The 18,688-nt window shown below is 62.5% G+C and carries 15 protein-coding genes and 1 pseudogene; 9 read left to right on the forward strand and 7 right to left on the reverse strand.

What is annotated here, in order from left to right:
* Nucleotides 1-247 precede the first annotated feature (247 nt).
* The 6 genes from RHM60_RS18515 to RHM60_RS18540 form a co-directional block, all read right to left on the reverse strand.
* On the reverse strand, nt 248-625 hold the full coding sequence (locus RHM60_RS18515; protein ID WP_057008513.1) for a gamma-butyrobetaine hydroxylase-like domain-containing protein: 378 nt from the start codon (nt 623-625) through the stop codon (nt 248-250).
* A gap of 120 nt (nt 626-745) precedes the next feature.
* On the reverse strand, nt 746-2,083 hold the full coding sequence (gene hslU / locus RHM60_RS18520; protein ID WP_209987579.1) for an ATP-dependent protease ATPase subunit HslU: 1,338 nt from the start codon (nt 2,081-2,083) through the stop codon (nt 746-748).
* A 37-nt stretch (nt 2,084-2,120) separates the two neighbouring features.
* Nucleotides 2,121-2,651: an ATP-dependent protease subunit HslV gene (gene hslV / locus RHM60_RS18525; protein ID WP_003237338.1), complete on the reverse strand. Its 531-nt coding sequence runs from the start codon at nt 2,649-2,651 to the stop codon at nt 2,121-2,123.
* Nucleotides 2,652-2,899: 248 nt separating this feature from the next.
* Nucleotides 2,900-3,601, reverse strand: a complete 702-nt coding sequence (locus RHM60_RS18530; RefSeq protein ID WP_209987582.1) for an SPOR domain-containing protein — start codon at nt 3,599-3,601, stop codon at nt 2,900-2,902.
* Nucleotide 3,602: 1 nt separating this feature from the next.
* Nucleotides 3,603-5,339: an arginine--tRNA ligase gene (argS, locus tag RHM60_RS18535; RefSeq protein WP_209987585.1), complete on the reverse strand. Its 1,737-nt coding sequence runs from the start codon at nt 5,337-5,339 to the stop codon at nt 3,603-3,605.
* A gap of 203 nt (nt 5,340-5,542) precedes the next feature.
* Complete coding sequence (locus tag RHM60_RS18540; protein WP_322212430.1) at nt 5,543-7,762, reverse strand: primosomal protein N'; 2,220 nt, start codon at nt 7,760-7,762, stop codon at nt 5,543-5,545.
* A gap of 217 nt (nt 7,763-7,979) precedes the next feature.
* Between RHM60_RS18540 and rpmE the strand changes: the two genes are divergently transcribed.
* The 3 genes from rpmE to RHM60_RS18555 all read left to right on the forward strand — a co-directional run bounded on the left by rpmE (nt 7,980) and on the right by RHM60_RS18555 (nt 10,487).
* Complete coding sequence (gene rpmE / locus RHM60_RS18545) at nt 7,980-8,216, forward strand: 50S ribosomal protein L31 (protein WP_003237330.1); 237 nt, start codon at nt 7,980-7,982, stop codon at nt 8,214-8,216.
* A 14-nt stretch (nt 8,217-8,230) separates the two neighbouring features.
* On the forward strand, nt 8,231-9,037 hold the full coding sequence (locus RHM60_RS18550) for a thermonuclease family protein (protein ID WP_322212431.1): 807 nt from the start codon (nt 8,231-8,233) through the stop codon (nt 9,035-9,037).
* A 181-nt stretch (nt 9,038-9,218) separates the two neighbouring features.
* Nucleotides 9,219-10,487, forward strand: a complete 1,269-nt coding sequence (locus RHM60_RS18555) for a malic enzyme-like NAD(P)-binding protein (protein WP_322212432.1) — start codon at nt 9,219-9,221, stop codon at nt 10,485-10,487.
* 212 nt (nt 10,488-10,699) lie between these two features.
* On the opposite strand, the gene RHM60_RS18560 is transcribed toward RHM60_RS18555, so the two are convergent.
* Nucleotides 10,700-13,162: a penicillin-binding protein 1A gene (locus tag RHM60_RS18560; protein ID WP_416195186.1), complete on the reverse strand. Its 2,463-nt coding sequence runs from the start codon at nt 13,160-13,162 to the stop codon at nt 10,700-10,702.
* 220 nt (nt 13,163-13,382) lie between these two features.
* On the opposite strand from RHM60_RS18560, the gene pilM reads away from it, so the two are divergent.
* From pilM to aroB, 6 genes and pseudogenes are all read left to right on the forward strand, one after another.
* Nucleotides 13,383-14,039 carry a type IV pilus assembly protein PilM gene (gene pilM / locus RHM60_RS18565; protein WP_322212434.1) on the forward strand — a complete coding sequence of 219 codons (657 nt, stop codon included), beginning with the start codon at nt 13,383-13,385 and terminating at the stop codon, nt 14,037-14,039.
* Nucleotides 14,036-14,587 carry a PilN domain-containing protein gene (locus RHM60_RS18570; protein WP_209987600.1) on the forward strand — a complete coding sequence of 184 codons (552 nt, stop codon included), beginning with the start codon at nt 14,036-14,038 and terminating at the stop codon, nt 14,585-14,587. Before pilM ends, RHM60_RS18570 begins: the two co-directional genes overlap by 4 nt.
* Entirely contained in the window at nt 14,584-15,555 is a 972-nt protein-coding gene (locus tag RHM60_RS18575) for a pilus assembly protein PilP (RefSeq protein WP_322212435.1), read from the forward strand. Before RHM60_RS18570 ends, RHM60_RS18575 begins: the two co-directional genes overlap by 4 nt.
* A 138-nt stretch (nt 15,556-15,693) precedes the next feature.
* A pseudogene (locus RHM60_RS18580) lies at nt 15,694-16,950 on the forward strand (type IV pilus secretin PilQ); the annotation flags it as partial.
* 4 nt (nt 16,951-16,954) lie between these two features.
* Nucleotides 16,955-17,473, forward strand: coding sequence for a shikimate kinase AroK (aroK, locus tag RHM60_RS18585; protein WP_322212436.1), 519 nt, complete (start codon nt 16,955-16,957; stop codon nt 17,471-17,473).
* A gap of 114 nt (nt 17,474-17,587) precedes the next feature.
* Nucleotides 17,588-18,688, forward strand: a complete 1,101-nt coding sequence (gene aroB / locus RHM60_RS18590) for a 3-dehydroquinate synthase (RefSeq protein WP_003237313.1) — start codon at nt 17,588-17,590, stop codon at nt 18,686-18,688.

Consider the following 18,688-nt stretch of genomic DNA (forward strand, 5'->3'; position numbering starts at 1 on the left):
ACGACGCTCCATTGTCCGAAAGACGAGTACCAGTCATGCCCGAGCGTCCAGTTTCGATACACGGCACAAACCAGGTACTGCAACTTGGGTGACCGTTGATACCGCATCGTCAAATGCAGGGAACTTGCCAGTTCCATTGGTTACCCGAGTTTAATTTTTTCCGCAAGCGGGCCAATCATTGACCACGCAACAGAGCATTCAAGCAGATGAAATTAGAAAATGCCCTCTAAAGCGCAGGAAGCCTGAGCTAGAGCATCAGCCGCACGACCGACTCGCTTGGGTCGCGGGTTTTGCCGGCGGCCTTGAGTTCGGCCAGGTAGTCGGCCCACAGGTTTTCCTGACGCACGGCCAGTTGATAGAGATAATCCCAGGTGAACAGTCCGCTGTCATGGCCGTCGTCAAAGGTCAATTTCAGTGCGTACTGGCCGGCCGGTTCCACCTTGATCAACTTAACGTGGAGCTTGCCGAATTGCAGGATCGGTTTGCCGTGGCCCTGGACCTCGGCGGAAGGCGAGTGCACCCGCAGGAGTTCGGCGGGCAGCTGGTAGGTTTCATCCGGCCCATAGGTGAGGCCGAGAGTGTTGGAGGTTTTGTGCAGGTTTACAGCGGTAGGGAATTTAGACATTGGCGATATTCCAAAATGTGGGAGAGGGCTTGCTCCCGATAGCGGTGTGTCCGTCAGCTTATCGGATACTGACACACTGCTATCGGGAGCAAGCCCCCTCCCACACTTAGAGCAGGGCGGTCACAGGATGTAGCGCGACAAATCTTCGTTCTGCGCCAGTTCGCCCAAGTGACTGTTGACGTAATCCGGGTCGATCTTGATCACTTCGCCATTTTGCGCACCGGCCAGGTCGCCGGCACTGAACGAGACTTCCTCCAGCAAACGCTCAAGCAATGTGTGCAGGCGACGGGCTCCGATGTTCTCGGTCTTCTCGTTGACCTGCCAGGCAATTTCGGCCAGGCGCTTGATACCGTCCGGCTGAAACTCGATGCCCAGGCCCTCGGTTTTCAGCAGTTCACGGTACTGCTCGGTGAGCGAAGCGTGCGGTTCGCTGAGGATGCGCTCGAAGTCACTCGGCGTCAGCGCCTTGAGCTCCACGCGAATCGGCAGGCGGCCTTGCAGCTCCGGCACCAGGTCGCTCGGTTTGCTCAGGTGGAACGCGCCGGAGGCGATAAACAGGATATGGTCGGTCTTGACCATGCCCAGCTTGGTGTTCACGGTGCAGCCTTCGATCAGCGGCAGCAGGTCGCGCTGCACGCCTTCGCGGGACACATCGACGCCACCGGAGTTGCCGCGCTTGGCCACCTTGTCGATCTCGTCGATGAACACAATGCCGTTCTGCTCGACCGCTTCCAGGGCCTTGGCCTTGAGTTCTTCCTCATTGACCAGGCGCCCGGCTTCTTCGTCGCGCACCAGTTTGAGCGCGTCCTTGACCTTGAGCTTGCGGCTTTTCTTCTTGCCCTTGCCCATGTTGGCGAACAGGTTCTGCAACTGGCTGGTCATTTCTTCCATGCCAGGCGGTGCGGAGATGTCGACGCCAGAAACTTCGGCGACTTCGATCTCGATTTCCTTGTCGTCCAGTTGCCCTTCACGCAGACGCTTGCGGAACAGCTGACGCGTATTGGAATCGGTCGACTGCGCCGAGTCTTCGTTGAAACCCATGCGTGCCGGAGGCAGCAGGGCGTCAAGGATGCGTTCTTCGGCGGCGTCTGCGGCGCGATGGCTGACCTTGGTCACTTCCTGTTCGCGCAGCATCTTCAGGGCAGCGTCGGCCAGGTCACGGATGATCGACTCGACATCGCGGCCCACATAGCCCACCTCGGTGAACTTGGTCGCTTCGACCTTGATGAACGGTGCGTTGGCCAGCTTGGCCAGGCGCCGGGCGATTTCGGTTTTACCCACGCCGGTAGGCCCGATCATCAGAATGTTTTTGGGCGTTACTTCAGCGCGCAGTTCTTCGGGCAGTTGCATCCGGCGCCAGCGGTTACGCAGGGCGATGGCGACGGCGCGCTTGGCGTCGTCCTGGCCGATGATATGGCGGTTGAGTTCATGGACGATTTCGCGGGGAGTCATGGACATAGTGTTTGGCGGCCTCAAGCGCAAATAAGCCTACGGCTTACTCGGCGAGGTCCTGCTCCTCAATGGTGAAGTTGTGGTTGGTGAACACGCAGATATCGCCGGCGATACCCAGCGCGGTCTCGACGACTTCGCGGGCCGACAGGTCGGTCTTCTTCAGCAGTGCACTGGCTGCCGCCTGGGCGTAGCCACCGCCGGAACCCATGGCGATCAGGCCGTGTTCAGGCTCAACCACATCGCCGTTGCCGGTGATGATCAGGGACGCGTCCTTGTTGGCGACCGCCAGCATGGCTTCGAGGCGGCTGAGGGAGCGGTCGGTGCGCCATTCTTTGGCAAGCTCGACCGCAGCGCGCACGAGGTGGCCCTGGTGTTTTTCCAGCTGACCTTCGAAACGCTCGAAGAGGGTGAAGGCGTCGGCGGTGGCGCCGGCGAAACCGGCAAGCACCTGGCCGTGGTACAGGCGACGCACTTTCTTGGCGTTGCCTTTCATCACGGTATTACCCAGGGAAACCTGGCCATCGCCGCCCATGACGACTTTGCCGTGGCGACGTACTGAAACGATGGTGGTCAAGGGGAGAGTCTCCACGCAGCGGGGCGAAAATGCCCTGATGGAAACTGATATGGGGGTGGTGGTGGGGATTTCAACTATAAGGGCTTTGTGCGGACAAGCGGCAGTGTCGGACTCATTCTGACGATCAATGAAAATCCAATGTGGGAGGGGGCTTGCTCCCGATGGCGGTGCATCAGTCACTGAATGCTTGACTGAAACACTGCCACCGGGAGCAAGCCTCCCACACTTTGATTAGCGTTACGTCTGGATCAGCGGCTCTGGCGTTGTTGTAACAGCAGGTTGCTAAAGCCCGCACCAGCCAGTTGCTTCTGCGCCACGGTCAGTTGCTCACGGTTGCTGAACGGCCCCACCAGCACGCGATACCAGGTCGCTTCCTTCACCGTGCCGGACTCCACCGAAACGGTCTGGCCCAACAGGATGATCTGCGCGCGAACGCGCTCCGCATCCGCCTGTTTCGGGAACGAGCCCGCCTGCAGGAAGAACTTGGTCACCGGTGCTGCCTTGGTTTCGGCAACTGGCGGTGCCGGCGGCGGAGTGATCCCGGCCAGCGCCGCCTGGGCGCGGGCGGTGTCGATTTTTGCAGCTTCCGCCGGGGTCACCGGGGTGGTCGGCACCTGCGGCGTCGGCAGGGTTTTTTCCGGCACGGCATCAGGCGGCACGATCACTTCCGACTCGGGCAGCAGCGTGTAGAAGTCGTATTTCGGCTTCACCGGTGCGGTCGGACTGGGCGCGGTCTTGTTGGCTTCGGCCATCTTGCTGGCCTTCTGCTGTTCCTGCTTGACCCGTTTGACGTCGTCGCCCTGGCCCGGGTCCAGCTTCATCAGGAACACTACAAACGCGCCGACCGTAAGGCCGATCGCCATCCACAGCCAGCCCGGAATCGGCTTCTTTGCCGGGGCCTGATAGCGGCTCGCGCCGCGCTTGGGTGCTGGTTTCTTCTTGGCAGCCAACTTACATACGCTCCAGGGTTTCCAGGCCTAACAGTTCCAGGCCTTGCTTGAGGGTCCGTCCAGCCAGTGCGGCGAGGCGCAGGCGACTGTGCTTCTGGGCGTCGTCGGCGGCGGTAAGGATCGGGCAGTTCTCGTAGAAGCTGGAGAACAACCCGGCCACTTCGTACAGATAGGTGCACAGGATGTGCGGCGTACCTTTTTCGCCGACGCTGTTCAGCACTTCGCCGAACTGCGCCAGTTTGGCCGCCAGTTCGTGTTCCTGGGGGGCCTGAAGATTGATCTGGCCCTGAACTTCGCTGAAATCCTTGCCCAGCTTGCGGAACACGCCGGCCACGCGGGTGTAGGCGTAGAGAAGGTAAGGCGCGGTGTTGCCTTCGAAGTTGAGCATCAGCTCGAAGTTGAAGCTGTAATCGCTGGTGCGGTGCTTAGACAGGTCGGCGTACTTCACCGCGCCAATGCCGACCACGCGGGCGATGTTGCGCAGGTCGGCCTCGGCCAGCTCCGGGTTCTTTTCCTTCACCAGGGTGTAGGCACGTTCCTGGGCTTCGGTCAGCAGGTCGATCAGCTTCACGGTGCCGCCGTCGCGGGTCTTGAACGGGCGGCCATCGGCGCCGTTCATGGTGCCGAAGCCCATGTGCTCCATGTGCATCGGGTGGGTGACGAAACCTGCACGGCGGGCCACTTCGAACACCTGCTGGAAGTGTAGGGCCTGGCGCTGGTCGACGAAGTACAAGGCGCGATCGGCCTTGAGCACGCCGCTGCGATAGCGCACGGCGGCGAGGTCGGTGGTGGCGTAGAGGTAGCCGCCGTCGGCCTTGACGATGATCACCGGCAGCGGCTCGCCGTCGGCGGTCTTGAATTCTTCGAGGAACACGCACTGCGCGCCGTTGCTCTCCACCAGGAGGCCGGCGGCCTTGAGGTCGTTGACCACGTTGATCAGGTCGTCGTTGTAGGCGCTTTCGCCCATTACGTCGGCCATGGTCAGTTTGACGTTGAGCAGCTCGTAGATGTCCTGGCAGTGGGACAGGGAAATTTCACGGAAACGGTTCCACAGTGCCAGGCATTCAGCGTCGCCGGCTTGCAGCTTGACCACCAGGCCACGGGCGCGGTCGGCAAACGCCTCGGACTCGTCGAAGCGTTTTTTGGCCGCGCGGTAGAAGTTCTCGAGGTCGGCCAGCTCGTTGCTGGTGATCGGGTTCTCTTGCAGGTAGGCCATCAGCATGCCGAACTGGGTGCCCCAGTCGCCTACGTGGTTCTGCCGGATCACGGTGTCGCCGAGAAACTCCAGCACCCGCGCCACGCCGTCGCCGATGATGGTCGAGCGCAGGTGCCCGACGTGCATCTCCTTGGCGAGGTTGGGCGCCGACAGGTCGACGACCACGCGCTGGCTGTCGCCCGCTTTGCGTGCACCAATGCGGGCGTCGGCCAGGGCTGCATCCAGGCGCGAGGCCAGGGCCTGGGTGTTCTGGAAGAAGTTGATAAAGCCCGGGCCGGCGATTTCGGCCTTGGTGACGCTGGCGTCGGCGGGCAGCGCGGCGATGATTTTTTCTGCCAGGTCGCGCGGCTTCATGCCGGCCGGCTTGGACAGCATCATCGCGATGTTGCTGGCGAAGTCGCCGTGAGTCTTGTCGCGGGTGTTTTCCACCTGGATCGCCGGCGACAGGCCTTCAGGCAACACACCTTCGTTGACGAGTTGGGTGAGGGCTTGCTGGATCAGCTGGCGAATGGTGTCTTTCATGGTGTTCTCTTTCAACCGCAAGCGGCGGCGCGCGATGCGCAGGTGGAAAAACTGGGCATTATCCGTGGCGAGGGCGAGCTTGCCAACCGTTCAGACCGTATGGCGGACCTGCGGGCCTCATCGCGGGCAAGCCCGTTCCTGTATTTAAAGGTATTCACATTTCAACTGTGGGCGCTGGCTTGGCTGCGATAGCGATCTGGCTATCAATACAAATCCACCGGATCCACATCCAGCGACCAGCGCACCTGCCGGCCGCCGGGCATTTGCTCCAGGGCCAGCAACCAGTTGCTCAACAGCCGGTGCAACGGTGCGCGGGAGGTCGCCTGCAACAGCAATTGGGCGCGATAACGCCCGGCGCGGCGCTCCATGGGGGCGGGCACCGGGCCGAGCAGCTCGATGCCGCTCAGACCCAGCTCTGTCAGCAAACGTTCAGCGGCGCTGCAGGCCTCATCGAGAAAGCTTTCGGCCTGCCCCGGTTTATGGGCTTCGGCGCGCAGCAGGGCGAGGTGGGCAAACGGCGGCAGGCCGGCGGAGCGGCGTTCGCTCAGGGCCTGTTCGGCGAAGGCGAAGTAGCCCTGTTCGGTCAGTTGGATCAGCAGCGGGTGGTCGGCCAGGTGTGTCTGGATAATCACCCGGCCCGGCTCTTCGGCGCGCCCGGCGCGGCCGGCGACCTGCACGATCAACTGCGCCATGCGCTCGCTGGCGCGAAAATCCCCGGAGAACAGGCCACCGTCCGCATCGAGGATCGACACCAGGGTGACCCGTGGGAAGTGATGCCCTTTGGCGAGCATCTGCGTGCCCACCAGAATGCACGGTTGGCCTTTCTGGATGGTAGCAAACAGCTGATTCATGGCGTCTTTGCGCGAGGTGCTGTCGCGGTCTACCCGCAGCACCGGGTAATCCGGAAACAGGATGCCCAGGCGCTCTTCGGCGCGCTCGGTGCCCGCGCCGACGGGGCGCAGGTCGACCTTGCCACACTGCGGGCAGTGGCGCGGTACCCGCTCCACATGGCCGCAATGATGGCAGCGCAGCTCGCCGTGGCGCTGGTGCACGGTCATGCGCGCATCGCAACGCTCACATTCGGACATCCAGCCACAGTCGTGGCACAACAGCGTTGGTGCGAAGCCGCGTCGATTGAGAAACACCAGCACCTGCTGGCCGGCGGCGAGGGTCTGGCCGATGGCCTGTTGCATCGGCCCGGAAATGCCGCTGTCCAGCGGACGGCTTTTTACGTCCAGACGCAGGAAGCGTGGCTGTTTGGCGCCGCCGGCGCGCTCGTTCAGGCGCAGCAGGCCATAGCGGCCGGTGTAGGCGTTGTGCAGGCTCTCCAGGGACGGCGTGGCCGAACCCAGCACAATCGGAATGTCCTCTTGGCGCGCGCGCACCAGCGCGAGGTCGCGGGCGTGATAACGCAGGCCTTCCTGCTGTTTATAGGAGCCGTCGTGCTCCTCGTCGATGATGATCAGCCCGGGGTTTTTCATCGGCGTAAACAGCGCCGAACGGGTGCCGATAATAATGTCGGCCTCGCCGTCCCGCGCCGCCAGCCACGACTCCAGGCGCTCACGGTCGTTGACCGCCGAGTGCACCAGAGCGATGCGCGCGTTGAAGCGCTGCTCGAAGCGCGCCAGGGTCTGCGGGCCCAGGTTGATCTCGGGGATCAGCACCAGCGCCTGTTTGCCGGCCTGCAGGGTCTCGCGGATCAACTGCAAGTAGACTTCGGTCTTGCCGCTGCCGGTGACGCCGGCCAGCAGGAACGCGTGAAAGCTGTCGAAGCCTGCGCGGATCGCTTCATAGGCGGCGCGTTGCTCGGGGTTCAGCGGCAGCTCCGGCTGGGCCAGCCAGTGTTCATGGCGTGGGTCGGGCGCATGTTTGCGGATTTCGACCTGCACCAGCCCTTTGGCGAGCAGCAGGTCGAGGCTGTCCTTGCTCAGCATCAGCTTGCTTAACAGCTGATGCGCCACGCCATGGGGGTGCTGCGCCAGGGTGGCAAGAGCCTCACGCTGGCGCGGGGCGCGGGCGATGCGCGGGTCGTCGAGGCGCGCGCCGGGCACCGTGGACCAAAAGCGTTCCTGGCGCGCTTCGGCCAGTTCGCCCTGGCGCAGCAGCACCGGCAGCGCCCAGCTCAACGTGTCGCCAAGGCTGTGCTGGTAATACTGGGCGGTCCACAGGCACAGCTTGAACAGCGCCGGTGGCAGTGGCGCGGTGGCGTCGATGATCGCCACTGCGGGCTTGAGCTTTTCGGCCGGGACTTCGCTGTGGTCGGCAATTTCCACCAGGATACCGATCATTTCCCGGCGACCGAACGGCACGCGCACGCGCATGCCCGGCTGCAACTGCGCCCGCAGCACACCGGCCGGCGCGCGGTAATCGAACAGGCGGCGCAGGGGTGAGGGCAGGGCTAGGCGCAAAATGGCGTCGGGCACGCGAGAGGTCTCATCTAAAGGCATGCGGTGATGCAGGGGGGCGAGCCTAGCAGACAGGGGGAGGCTTGGGGTAGCCGACAGTTTTCTGATGAAAGGGCAGTTCTGGGTTGTCAGCGCCGCTTGCGCGATTTGAAAGGTCTGTTAGAATCCGCGGCCTAATTACGTGCGGTATTCGACAATAGTGTCGAGTGGCGGCACGCTAGCCCGAGGAAGTGCCATGAAAGCCGATATCCATCCAGCGTACGAAACTATCGAAGTCACCTGCAGCTGCGGCAACAAGTTCGAAACCCGTTCGAACCTGTGCAAGCCACTGGGTACTGACGTATGCAACGAGTGCCACCCGTTCTACACCGGTAAGCAGAAAACTCTGGACACCGGCGGCCGTGTACAGCGCTTCGCAGATCGCTTTGGTGCTTTCGGCAAGAAACCTGCTGCTGCCACTCCGGCAGAGTAAGGTTCAAAAGCCTTATGGGCTTTTGCCAGCTGTTGAAAAAGGCGTCCCTTGTGGGCGCCTTTTTTGTGCCCGGAATTTGGCTGTCCGCCGCCCAGGCCGAGGTGTTCTGTCCGGCGCCGGCCTCCGTGGCCCAGGTGCAGGTCAAGCGCGTGGTGGATGGCGACACGGTGCGCCTTACGGATGGCCGCAGCGTGCGCATGATCGGTCTCAATGCACCGGAAGCCGCCAGGAAAGGTCGCCCTGACGAGCCCTATGCCGTCGCTGCCCGTCAGCGTTTGCAAGCCTTGGTGCGCGCCAGTGGCGGTCGCGTGGGGCTGGTGCCGGGGCGCGAGCGCAAGGACCACTACGGCCGGACCCTGGCCCATCTGTACGGCGCCGATGGCAACAATCTGGAAGCGCAGTTGCTCGCCGAGGGCCTGGGGTTTCAGGTGGGCGTCGGCCCCAATGTCGATCTCATCGCGTGCCAGCAGGCGGCTGAAAACGTCGCGCGCCAGCGTCGCCTGGGGCTGTGGCGCACATCGCCCGTGCGCAGCGTGGCGCAGGTCAGGCGCGCAGGGTTTGCCCTGATCAGCGGCCGGGTGAAAAAGGTCGAACGCAATCGCGGTGGCATCTGGATTCAACTGCCGGGTTCGCTGGTAGTGCGCATTGCGCCGAATGTGGCCGGGAAGTTCGACGCAGCCACGCTCAGTGGTCTGCAAGGCCAGACTGTCGAAGCGCGTGGCTGGGTGCAGGATCGCGCTCGACGTGGCCGTCTTGAAAACGGCCAGGCGCGCTGGCTGCTGCCGTTGAGCGATCCGGCAATGCTCAAGTCGTCTCACTGATAAAAATTGTAGACATTTAAAAGGTGCAATTGTGAACAGTTGCGCCCTTGTATCCCGTGGGCTGCGCCTAAAGTGCTTGATTGCGGGGACTAGAGGCCCGTGACTGCCCAGTCTTGTAGGGAAATTGCTTCGCGCGTATCCTCGGCGGTCCGTCGACCAACAGTAAAAGCGGAATGCCGATATGTCTGATTTGAAAACTGCCGCTCTCGAATATCATGCCCATCCTCGTCCAGGAAAGCTGAGTGTAGAGCTCACCAAAGCCACTGCCACTGCTCGCGACCTGTCGCTGGCCTACAGCCCTGGTGTTGCCGAGCCCGTACGTGAAATCGCCCGCGATCCTGAACTGGCGTACAAGTACACCGGCAAAGGCAACCTGGTTGCAGTGATTTCCGATGGCACCGCGATTCTTGGCCTGGGTAACCTCGGCCCGCTGGCGTCCAAGCCCGTCATGGAAGGCAAGGGCGTGCTGTTCAAGCGCTTTGCCGGCATCGACGTGTTCGACATCGAAGTCGACTCCGAGAGCCCGCAGGCGTTCATCGACACGGTCAAGCGCATTTCCATCACCTTCGGTGGCATCAACCTGGAAGACATCAAGGCACCTGAGTGCTTCGAGATCGAAAAGGCGTTGATCGAACAGTGCGACATTCCGGTATTCCACGATGACCAGCACGGCACTGCGATTGTTACCGCAGCCGGCATGATCAACGCTCTGGAAATCGCCGGCAAAACCCTGGCTGAGGCGAAAATCGTCTGCCTGGGCGCCGGTGCCGCCGCCATTTCCTGCATGAAGCTGATCATCAGCATGGGCGCCAGGCTCGAAAACATCTACATGGTCGACAGCAAGGGCGTGATCCAGTCCGAGCGTACCGACCTGAACCAGTACAAGGCGATGTTTGCCCACCCGTCCTCCAAGCGCACCCTGGCTGACGCGCTCAACGGTGCCGACGTGTTCGTTGGCCTGTCTGGCCCGAACCTGCTGAGCGCTGAAGGCCTCAAGTCCATGGCGCCGAACCCGATCGTGTTTGCCTGCTCCAACCCGGACCCCGAGATCGCGCCTGAGCTGGCCCACGCCACCCGCAGCGACGTGATCATGGCCACCGGTCGTTCGGACTACCCGAACCAGGTCAACAACGTACTGGGCTTCCCGTTCATCTTCCGTGGCGCCCTGGACGTTCGTGCCAAGCGCATCAACGAAGAAATGAAAGTCGCCGCCGCCAATGCCCTGCGCGAACTGGCCAAGCTGCCGGTGCCACAGGACGTCTGCGACGCCTACGGTGGTGCTCCGCTGGCGTTCGGTCGTGAGTACATCATTCCGAAACCGATGGACAAGCGTCTGATCACTTTGATCTCCGACGCCGTGGCCAAGGCCGCCATCGAGACCGGTGTGGCAACCCTGCCGTATCCGAAGCACTACCCGCTGCAAAGCGTGGATGATGTGTTCAACGGCTAAGCCGTTGTAGCGCACCAACAAAAAGCCCCGGCTCGGATGAGTCGGGGCTTTTTTGTGACAATTGGCGATTAACTTGAGGCCTGTGGAGATCCAAGTGTGGGAGGGGGCTTGCTCCCGATAGCGGTGGATCAGTCAATACATCCAGTGACTGTCACGCTGCCATCGGGAGCAAGCCCCTCCCACATTGGATCTGTATCAGGCCGCAGGTCGGGTTAGAACAAGTCGATCGGCGCGGCCTCATCCGCCGGCAGCGGGCTGCCCGGTGCGACGCCGTTACCCAGTTCGTTGACCGACGGCGGCGTGTCTTCGCTCTTGAACAGTTCAAAGTACGCATTCGGCGTGCTCGGGGATGCGGCGCGGCCACTCACCGGGTCGATCCGCAGGCTGAGGATGCCTTCCGGTTCCGGCTGGGTGTGCAAAGGCTTGTCCTTCAGCGCGGCGCCCATGTAGCTCATCCAGATCGGCAGCGCGACGGTGCCGCCGAACTCGCGGCGACCCAGGCTTTCCGGCTGGTCGTAGCCGGTCCACACGGTGGTCACGTAGTCGCCGTTGTAGCCGGAGAACCAGGCGTCCTTGGATTCGTTGGTGGTGCCGGTCTTGCCCGCGATATCCGCGCGGCCCAGGGCCAGCGCGCGGCGGCCGGTGCCTTTCTTGATCACGTCTTCCAGGATGCTGTTGAGGATATAGGTGGTACGGCCATCGACAATGCGCTCGGCCACCGCAGGTGCCTGGGGTTCGGCCGGGTTGCCGGCATTCGTGGCCGGTGCTGCGCCCGGCGTCGGCTCGATGGTGATGCCGCCGTTGCTCGGCGCGGCCAGGCCATCGGTGGCAGCCACGCCATTGACCACGTCACCCGGCACGCGTGGCGGGTTGGCGGTGAACAGCGTATCGCCATTGCGGCTCTCGATCTTGTCGATCAGGTACGGCGCGATCTTGTAACCGCCGTTGGCAAAGGTGCTCCAGCCGGTGGCGATTTCCATCGGCGTGAGGGTCGCGGTGCCCAGGGCCAGGGACAGGTTGGGCGGCAGGTCCGACTTGGCAAAGCCGAAGCGCGTCATGTAATCGATGGTCTTGCCCACGCCCATTGCCTGCAGCAGGCGTATCGACACCAGGTTGCGCGACTTGTACAGCGCCTCGCGGATGCGGATCGGGCCGAGGAAGGTGTTGGTGTCGTTCTTCGGGCGCCAGACTTTGTCCAGGTACTCGTCGACAAACACGATCGGTGCATCGTTGACCAGGCTGGCGGCGGTGTAGCCGTTATCCAGCGCGGCGCTGTAGATGAACGGCTTGAAGCTCGAGCCGGGCTGACGCTTGGCCTGGGTGGCGCGGTTGTAGTTGCTCTGCTCGAAGGCAAAGCCGCCGACCAGCGCGCGAATCGCGCCGTTCTGCGGGTCCAGGGACACCAGGGCGCCCTGTGCGACCGGTACCTGGCTGAATTTGAGGCTGTCGTCCTTCTGGCGTTGCACGCGGATCAAGTCACCCACCTGCGCCACGTCCGACGGCTGCTTGGGCAGCGCGCCCATGCTGTTGGTGTTCAGGAACGGTCGCGCCCACTTCATGCTGTCCCAGGCCACGTGTGCTTCACCGGTGCGGGTCAGCACCTGCACGCCGTCTTTCTTCACCTGGGTGACAATGGCTGGCTCCAGGCCGCTGATCGTGCGCTGCTTGCCAAGCTCGGTGGTCCAGGCACTGAGGGTCTTGCCCGGCAGGCGCGATTCGGGGCCGCGGTAGCCATGGCGCTGGTCGTAGGCGATCAGGCCGGAGTGCACCGCCTCATTGGCGATGTCCTGCAGGTCGCTCGGCACGGTAGTGGTCACGCGGAAGCCTTCGGTGTACGCCTCGCTGCCATACCGGCCGACCATTTCGGCGCGGGCCATTTCGGCGATATACGGCGCGTTCACTTCCGGCGTCGGCACGTGGTAGCTCGCGTTCAGCGGCTCGGCCACCGCGCTTTCGTAGGCGGCCTGGTCGATCTTGCCCAGTTTGTACATGCGCCCCAGGATCCAGTCGCGGCGCTCTTTGCTGCGCGCCGGATTGGCCAGGGGGTTGAAGCGCGAAGGGGCTTTGGGCAGGCCGGCAATCATCGCCATCTGCGCCAGGCTGGCGTCACGAATCGACTTGCCGTAGTACACCTGCGACGCGGCTTCGATGCCGTAGGCGCGGTTGCCCAGGTAGATCTTGTTGACGTACAGCTCGAGGATCTCGTCCTTGGTCAGCTGACGCTCGATCTGCAAGGCCAGCAGGATCTCGGTGGCCTTGCGCGAAAAACTGCGCTCGCTGGTGAGGAAGAAGTTCTTCGCCACCTGCATGGTGATGGTGCTGCCACCGGATTGAATGTGTCCGCTTTTTACCAGCTGTGTGGCGGCGCGCACCAGGCTGCTGGGGTCCACGCCGTAGTGATTGGCGAAATTATCATCTTCTGCCGACAACAGCGCGCTAATGAAATTGGACGGAATGTCGGCGAAACGGATCGGTGTCCGGCGCATTTCGCCGAACTCCGCGATCAGTTTTTCATCGCTGCTGTAGACCCGCAAAGGAATCTGCAACTGGATACTTCTGAGTGCCTCTACGGAGGGCAAACCCGGACTAAGGTAGAGATAGGCCCCGCTGAGGACGAGCAGGAGCCCGCAAACGATGGCGACAATGGAGTACCCGAAAAACTTCAGCAGACGAATCAAGGCTTTTGGATTTCCAGAGAAAAGAATGAGTTAGGCGCCGGGGCATGCATGACAAACGATGGATCGACCCGGGCAGCAGATAAAAGCGGAAAAAAACGCTGGGCATTAAAGCATTTTTCGACTTGGGGCGTCATTCGTGCCGGTTCAACAAGTCGACCGAATGCACGATGCCCGGCGCCAATCAGGCGGTAAGACAGGCAAAGGTTTAGGGAGTTTTATGGGAAAGGGATTTTTCAGGCGAAAAGTCGACACCGTGCTCGGCGTCGACATCAATGACAGCGGGATCAAACTGATTGAACTGAGCCGTTCGGCCAGCGGCTATACCGTCGAAGGCTATGCCACGCAATCGCTGCCGAGCCGGGCGGTGGTCGATGGCAGCCTGCTCGACCTTGAACTGATCGGCCGGGCCCTGCACCAGGTTCTGCCGCGCCTGCGCACCTCGGCCCGGCAGGCGGCGGTGGCGGTGGCGAGCTCCTCGGTTATAACGCGGGTAATCGACCTGCAGGCACGGCTCAGCGAGCAGGAAATGGCCCGGCAGATCCAGTTGGAAGCCGACCAGTACATTCCTTACCCGCTGGACGACGTCGCCATCGACTTTCAAGTGCGCGGCCCTTGTGCCGACAACCCCGAGCGGGTGCAGGTATTACTGGCGGCGTGCCTGAAGGAACAGGTCGAAACCCGCGAGGCAGTTTTGGCCCTGGCGGGGCTGGTGCCGAGGGTGGTGGATGTCGAAGGGTTTGCATTGGAGCGCGCATGCAGTCAGGATTTCGCCAGCTTCACGCCGGGCCGTCGTGTCGATGGCGCACAATGGGCTGCGGATGCCCACGGGATGGGAGTGGCTTGCGGATTGGCCCTGAGGAGTTTCGCTGGATGACACGAATCAATCTTTTGCCCTGGCGCCAGGCGCTGGCGCAGCGTCGGCGCAAGTACTTCCTGGTATTTTTGCTGGCGTTCGCCTGTGTGGCGCTGGCGGCAGTGTGGCTGGCGGATCAGGTCATCGACCAGGCCATCGACCGCCAGGTAACGCGCAACAGCCATGTGGGCAAGGACGTGGCCGCCCAGGATGCACGGATCAAGACCATCGACGACCTGCAGGAGCAGAGCCAGCAACTGGCCGAGCGCATGAAGGTCGTGCAGGACCTGCACCAATCCCGTTCCGCCGGCACGCAGTTGCTGGACCAGTTGGCCCGCGCCGTGCCCGAGGGTGTGCATCTGCACGAGGTGGTTGCCCGGGGCGATAGCGTGAGCATCAGCGGCAGCGCCGAATCCAGCCAGGATATTGCCCAGTTGATGCGCAGCCTGGAGGCTTCCGCGGGTGCCCACGCTACCCGGCTGCAGCATGTGCGGGCGGAAGGCGCGGATGGCCGCAATGAATTTCAACTGATGGTGCGCCAGGGGGCATCCACCGAGGCCCAGCCATGAGCCTGCCCAGGCTCGATCTTTCTGCACTCACTCACCACGCTGCCAAATGGCCCTTGCCCGGCAAGGTTTTGCTTGGCTGCGCGCTGGCCGGGCTGGTGCTGGCGGTGGGCAATAGTGTGGTCCTGGCGCCGTCCCGCGAGCGGCTGCAGGTGCTCCAGACGCAGGAAGTGGCCTTGCAACAGGCGCTCGCGCAAAACACCGATCTTGCCGCAAACCTTGAGCGTCGCAGCGATGAGGCCCAGGCGATGCAGGCGCGGGTTGGCGGGCTGTTCCGGCAATTATCCGCTGAGTCCGATATGCCCGGCCTGCTCGAAGACATCGCCCGGCTGGCCGCCGGTAATGGCCTGCTGGTCGAAGGCGTAAAGGTGTTGGACGAACAGCCTCGGCCGTTTTATATCGAAGCGCCGGTGCAGGTTGGCATGCTTGGCACCTACCATGACCTGGCGACCTTTGTGAGCGGCCTGGGCGGGTTGGCGCGGATTGTCACCGTGCATGATCTTGCGCTTGCGTCTGACGGGGCCTTGCTGCGTCTGGAGCTGTTGGCCAAGACCTACCGCAGTCTGTCGCCCCACGGCGAGCCTGGGCCGGTCGCGCAGTGGGGGCCGCGCTTTGCCTACAGCGCTGCGGCCCTGCGTGACCCGTTCCAGTCCTCGGCTATGCAGGTTGAGCATGCGCCCGGCAAACCTGCGTCCGCGCCGGACCTTTCACGGCCGCGCGGCGTGCTGGAAAGCCTGGCTGTCGACCAGTTCGAAATGGTCGGCACGCTGTCCCGTGGTGTTCAACGTTTCGTCCTGTTGCGCGCGGCCTCCAGCGTGCACCGCCTGGCGGTCGGCGACTACCTGGGGCCGAACCACGGCCGCGTCACGGCCATCCATGACGGCGAAGTCGAGCTGGCCGAGTTGTTTCCCGATGAACAGGGCGCCTGGCTGCAGCGCTCACGAACCCTTGTGTTGAACGTCAACTCATAACGGAATCGAACAATGAAAAGGACTTTCTGGTCCTTCGGTGTGGCGCTATGGATAGCGTTCACGGCACCGATGGCTGCTGCTGTGCCCAATCGTGTAGACCTGATCCAGTTGCCGCCACCCGGTGGCGCAGCGTCGGGCGCCTATACCGGCGACACACTGAACCTCAATTTCCAGAACATCGACCTGCGCGCCGCGTTGCAGCAGATCGCCGACGTGGCGGGTCTCAATCTGGTTGCCAGTGACGAGGTGCAAGGCTCGGTCACCCTGCGCCTGAAGAATGTACCCTGGGACCAGGCGCTGGACCTGGTGCTGCAAAGCAAGGGCCTGGACAAGCGGATGAAAGCCGGCGTGTTGCTGGTGGCGCCCGCCGACGAGCTGGCCGCGCGCGAACTGCTGACCCTGGAGGCGCGAAGGCAGATGGCCGACCTGGCGCCGTTGCGCCGCGAGCTGTTGCAGGTCAACTACGCCAAGGCGGCCGACCTGGCCAAGCTGTTCCAGTCGGTGAACGGCCTCGAAGGCACCCCCGACGAACGCGGCTCGGTGGCGGTGGATGATCGCACCAACAACATCATTGCCTACCAGACCGGTGAACGGCTCGAAGAGCTGCGGCGCATCGTGGCGCAGTTGGACATTCCGGTGCGCCAGGTGATGATCGAGGCGCGGATTGTCGAGGCCAATGTCGACTATGACAAAAGCCTGGGCGTGCGTTGGGGCGGGCGGCTCAGTCGCGGCAACTGGGGCGCCGGCGGTATCCCGAAATCCTTGGCCGAAGGCGCGAAGCCGCCGGAAAGCCCATCCGCCTCACCCTTCGTCGACCTTGGCTCGCTCGCCGGCGCGTCCGGGCTGGGCATCGCCTTCATCACCGATAACTTCCTGCTGGACCTGGAACTGAGCGCCATGGAAAAAACCGGCAATGGCGAAATCGTTTCACAGCCCAAGGTGGTCACCTCCGACAAGGAGACTGCGCGCATTCTCAAGGGCACCGAGATTCCCTATCAGGAGTCCAGTTCCAGCGGTGCCACCTCGGTGTCGTTCAAGGAGGCTTCGCTGTCGCTGGAAGTCACCCCGCAGATCACCCCCGACGACCATGTGATCATGGAAGTGAAAGTCACCAAGGATGAGCCCGACTATTTGAACAAACTCAATGACGTACCGCCGATCAAGAAAAACGAGGTCAACGCCAAGGTGCTGGTTCGGGACGGCGAGACCATCGTCATCGGTGGGGTTTTCTCCAATACCCAGAGCAAAGTGGTAGATAAAGTGCCATTTTTGGGCGATGTGCCGTATCTTGGCCGCCTTTTCCGGCGTGATGTGCTGGCGGAGAAAAAATCCGAGCTGCTGGTATTCCTGACTCCGCGTATCATGAATAACCAGGCGATTGCTGTGAGTCGTTGATTCTGTGCGAAATTTGATTCTTGTAGGGCCGATGGGCGCTGGAAAAAGCACCATCGGCCGTTTGCTGGCCAAAGAGCTGCGCCTGCCGTTCAAAGATTCCGACAAGGAAATTGAATTGCGCACGGGCGCCAATATCCCATGGATCTTCGACAGGGAAGGCGAACTGGGCTTTCGCGACCGCGAGCAGGCGATGATTGCCGAGCTGTGCGATTGCGACGGCGTGGTATTGGCAACCGGTGGTGGCGCGGTGATGCGTGATGAGAATCGTCGAGCACTGCATGCCGGTGGTCGGGTTGTGTATCTGCATGCGTCGGTCGAGCAGCAAGTGGGCCGCACCGCCCGCGACCGTAATCGCCCGTTGTTGCGCACGGCCAACCCGGAAAAAACCCTGCGGGATTTGCTTGCCCTGCGTGATCCGCTTTACCGGGAAATAGCCGATCTGGTGGTGCAAACCGATGAACGGCCGCCGCGGATGGTGGTGGTCGAGATTCTTGAACGCCTGCATCGGCTGCCACCCCGTTAAAGCCTGGCCCGAAATGCGCTATTCTCGGCGGCGCGTCATCACCTTGAGGTGTGGCGTGGAGCCATCAGGCAGCGGACGTTGCCGGTCGTCAATCCATCTCTCACGCGGGGACACATGCAGACACTTAAGGTCGATTTAGGCGAGCGCAGCTACCCGATCCATATTGGTGAAGGCCTGCTGGACCAGCCTGACTTGCTCACGCCGCACATTGCCGGGCGGCAGGTGGCGATCATCTCCAATGAAACGGTCGCGCCGCTGTACCTTGAACGTCTGAGCCGCAGCCTTTCGGCGTACTCGGTAATTTCCGTGGTGCTGCCCGACGGCGAAGCCCACAAGAACTGGGAAACCCTGCAGCTCATCTTTGATGGCCTGTTGTCCGCGCGGCATGACCGCCGCACCACCGTGGTCGCCTTGGGCGGCGGCGTGATAGGCGACATGGCCGGCTTCGCGGCCGCCTGCTACCAGCGCGGCGTGGATTTCATTCAGGTGCCGACCACCTTGCTGTCCCAGGTCGATTCGTCGGTGGGCGGCAAGACGGGCATCAACCACCCGCTGGGCAAGAACATGGTCGGCGCGTTCTACCAGCCGCAGGCCGTACTGATCGACACCACGACGCTCAACACCTTGCCGCCGCGCGAGCTGTCGGCGGGGCTGGCGGAAGTCATCAAATACGGGCTGATCTGCGACGAACCGTTCCTCACCTGGCTGGAGGAGCATGTGGACGCTCTGCGCGCCCTCGATCAAGTGGCGCTCACCGAAGCCATTTCGCGCTCCTGCGCGGCCAAGGCGCTGGTGGTCAATGCCGATGAACGAGAGTCCGGCGTGCGCGCCACCCTCAATCTGGGCCACACATTCGGCCATGCGATCGAAACGCACATGGGCTATGGTGTGTGGTTGCATGGAGAGGCTGTCGCGGCTGGCACCGTAATGGCACTGGAGATGTCCCAGCGCCTGGGCTGGATCAGCGCCCAGGAGCGTGATCGCGGTATCCGTCTGTTGCAGCGTGCCGGTTTGCCGGTGATTCCACCCGCGCAGATGACCGAGGCGGACTTCCTCGAACATATGGCGGTAGATAAGAAAGTGATCGACGGTCGACTTCGACTGGTGCTGCTGCGCCGCATGGGCGAAGCGGTGGTGACCGACGATTATCCGAAAGAGATTTTACAGGCCACGCTGGGAGCGGATTACCGCGCCCTGGCCCAGCTTAAAGGTTAA

Origin of the sequence: Pseudomonas sp. MH9.3 (assembly GCF_034354675.1) — a bacterium.
Taxonomy (GTDB): domain Bacteria; phylum Pseudomonadota; class Gammaproteobacteria; order Pseudomonadales; family Pseudomonadaceae; genus Aquipseudomonas.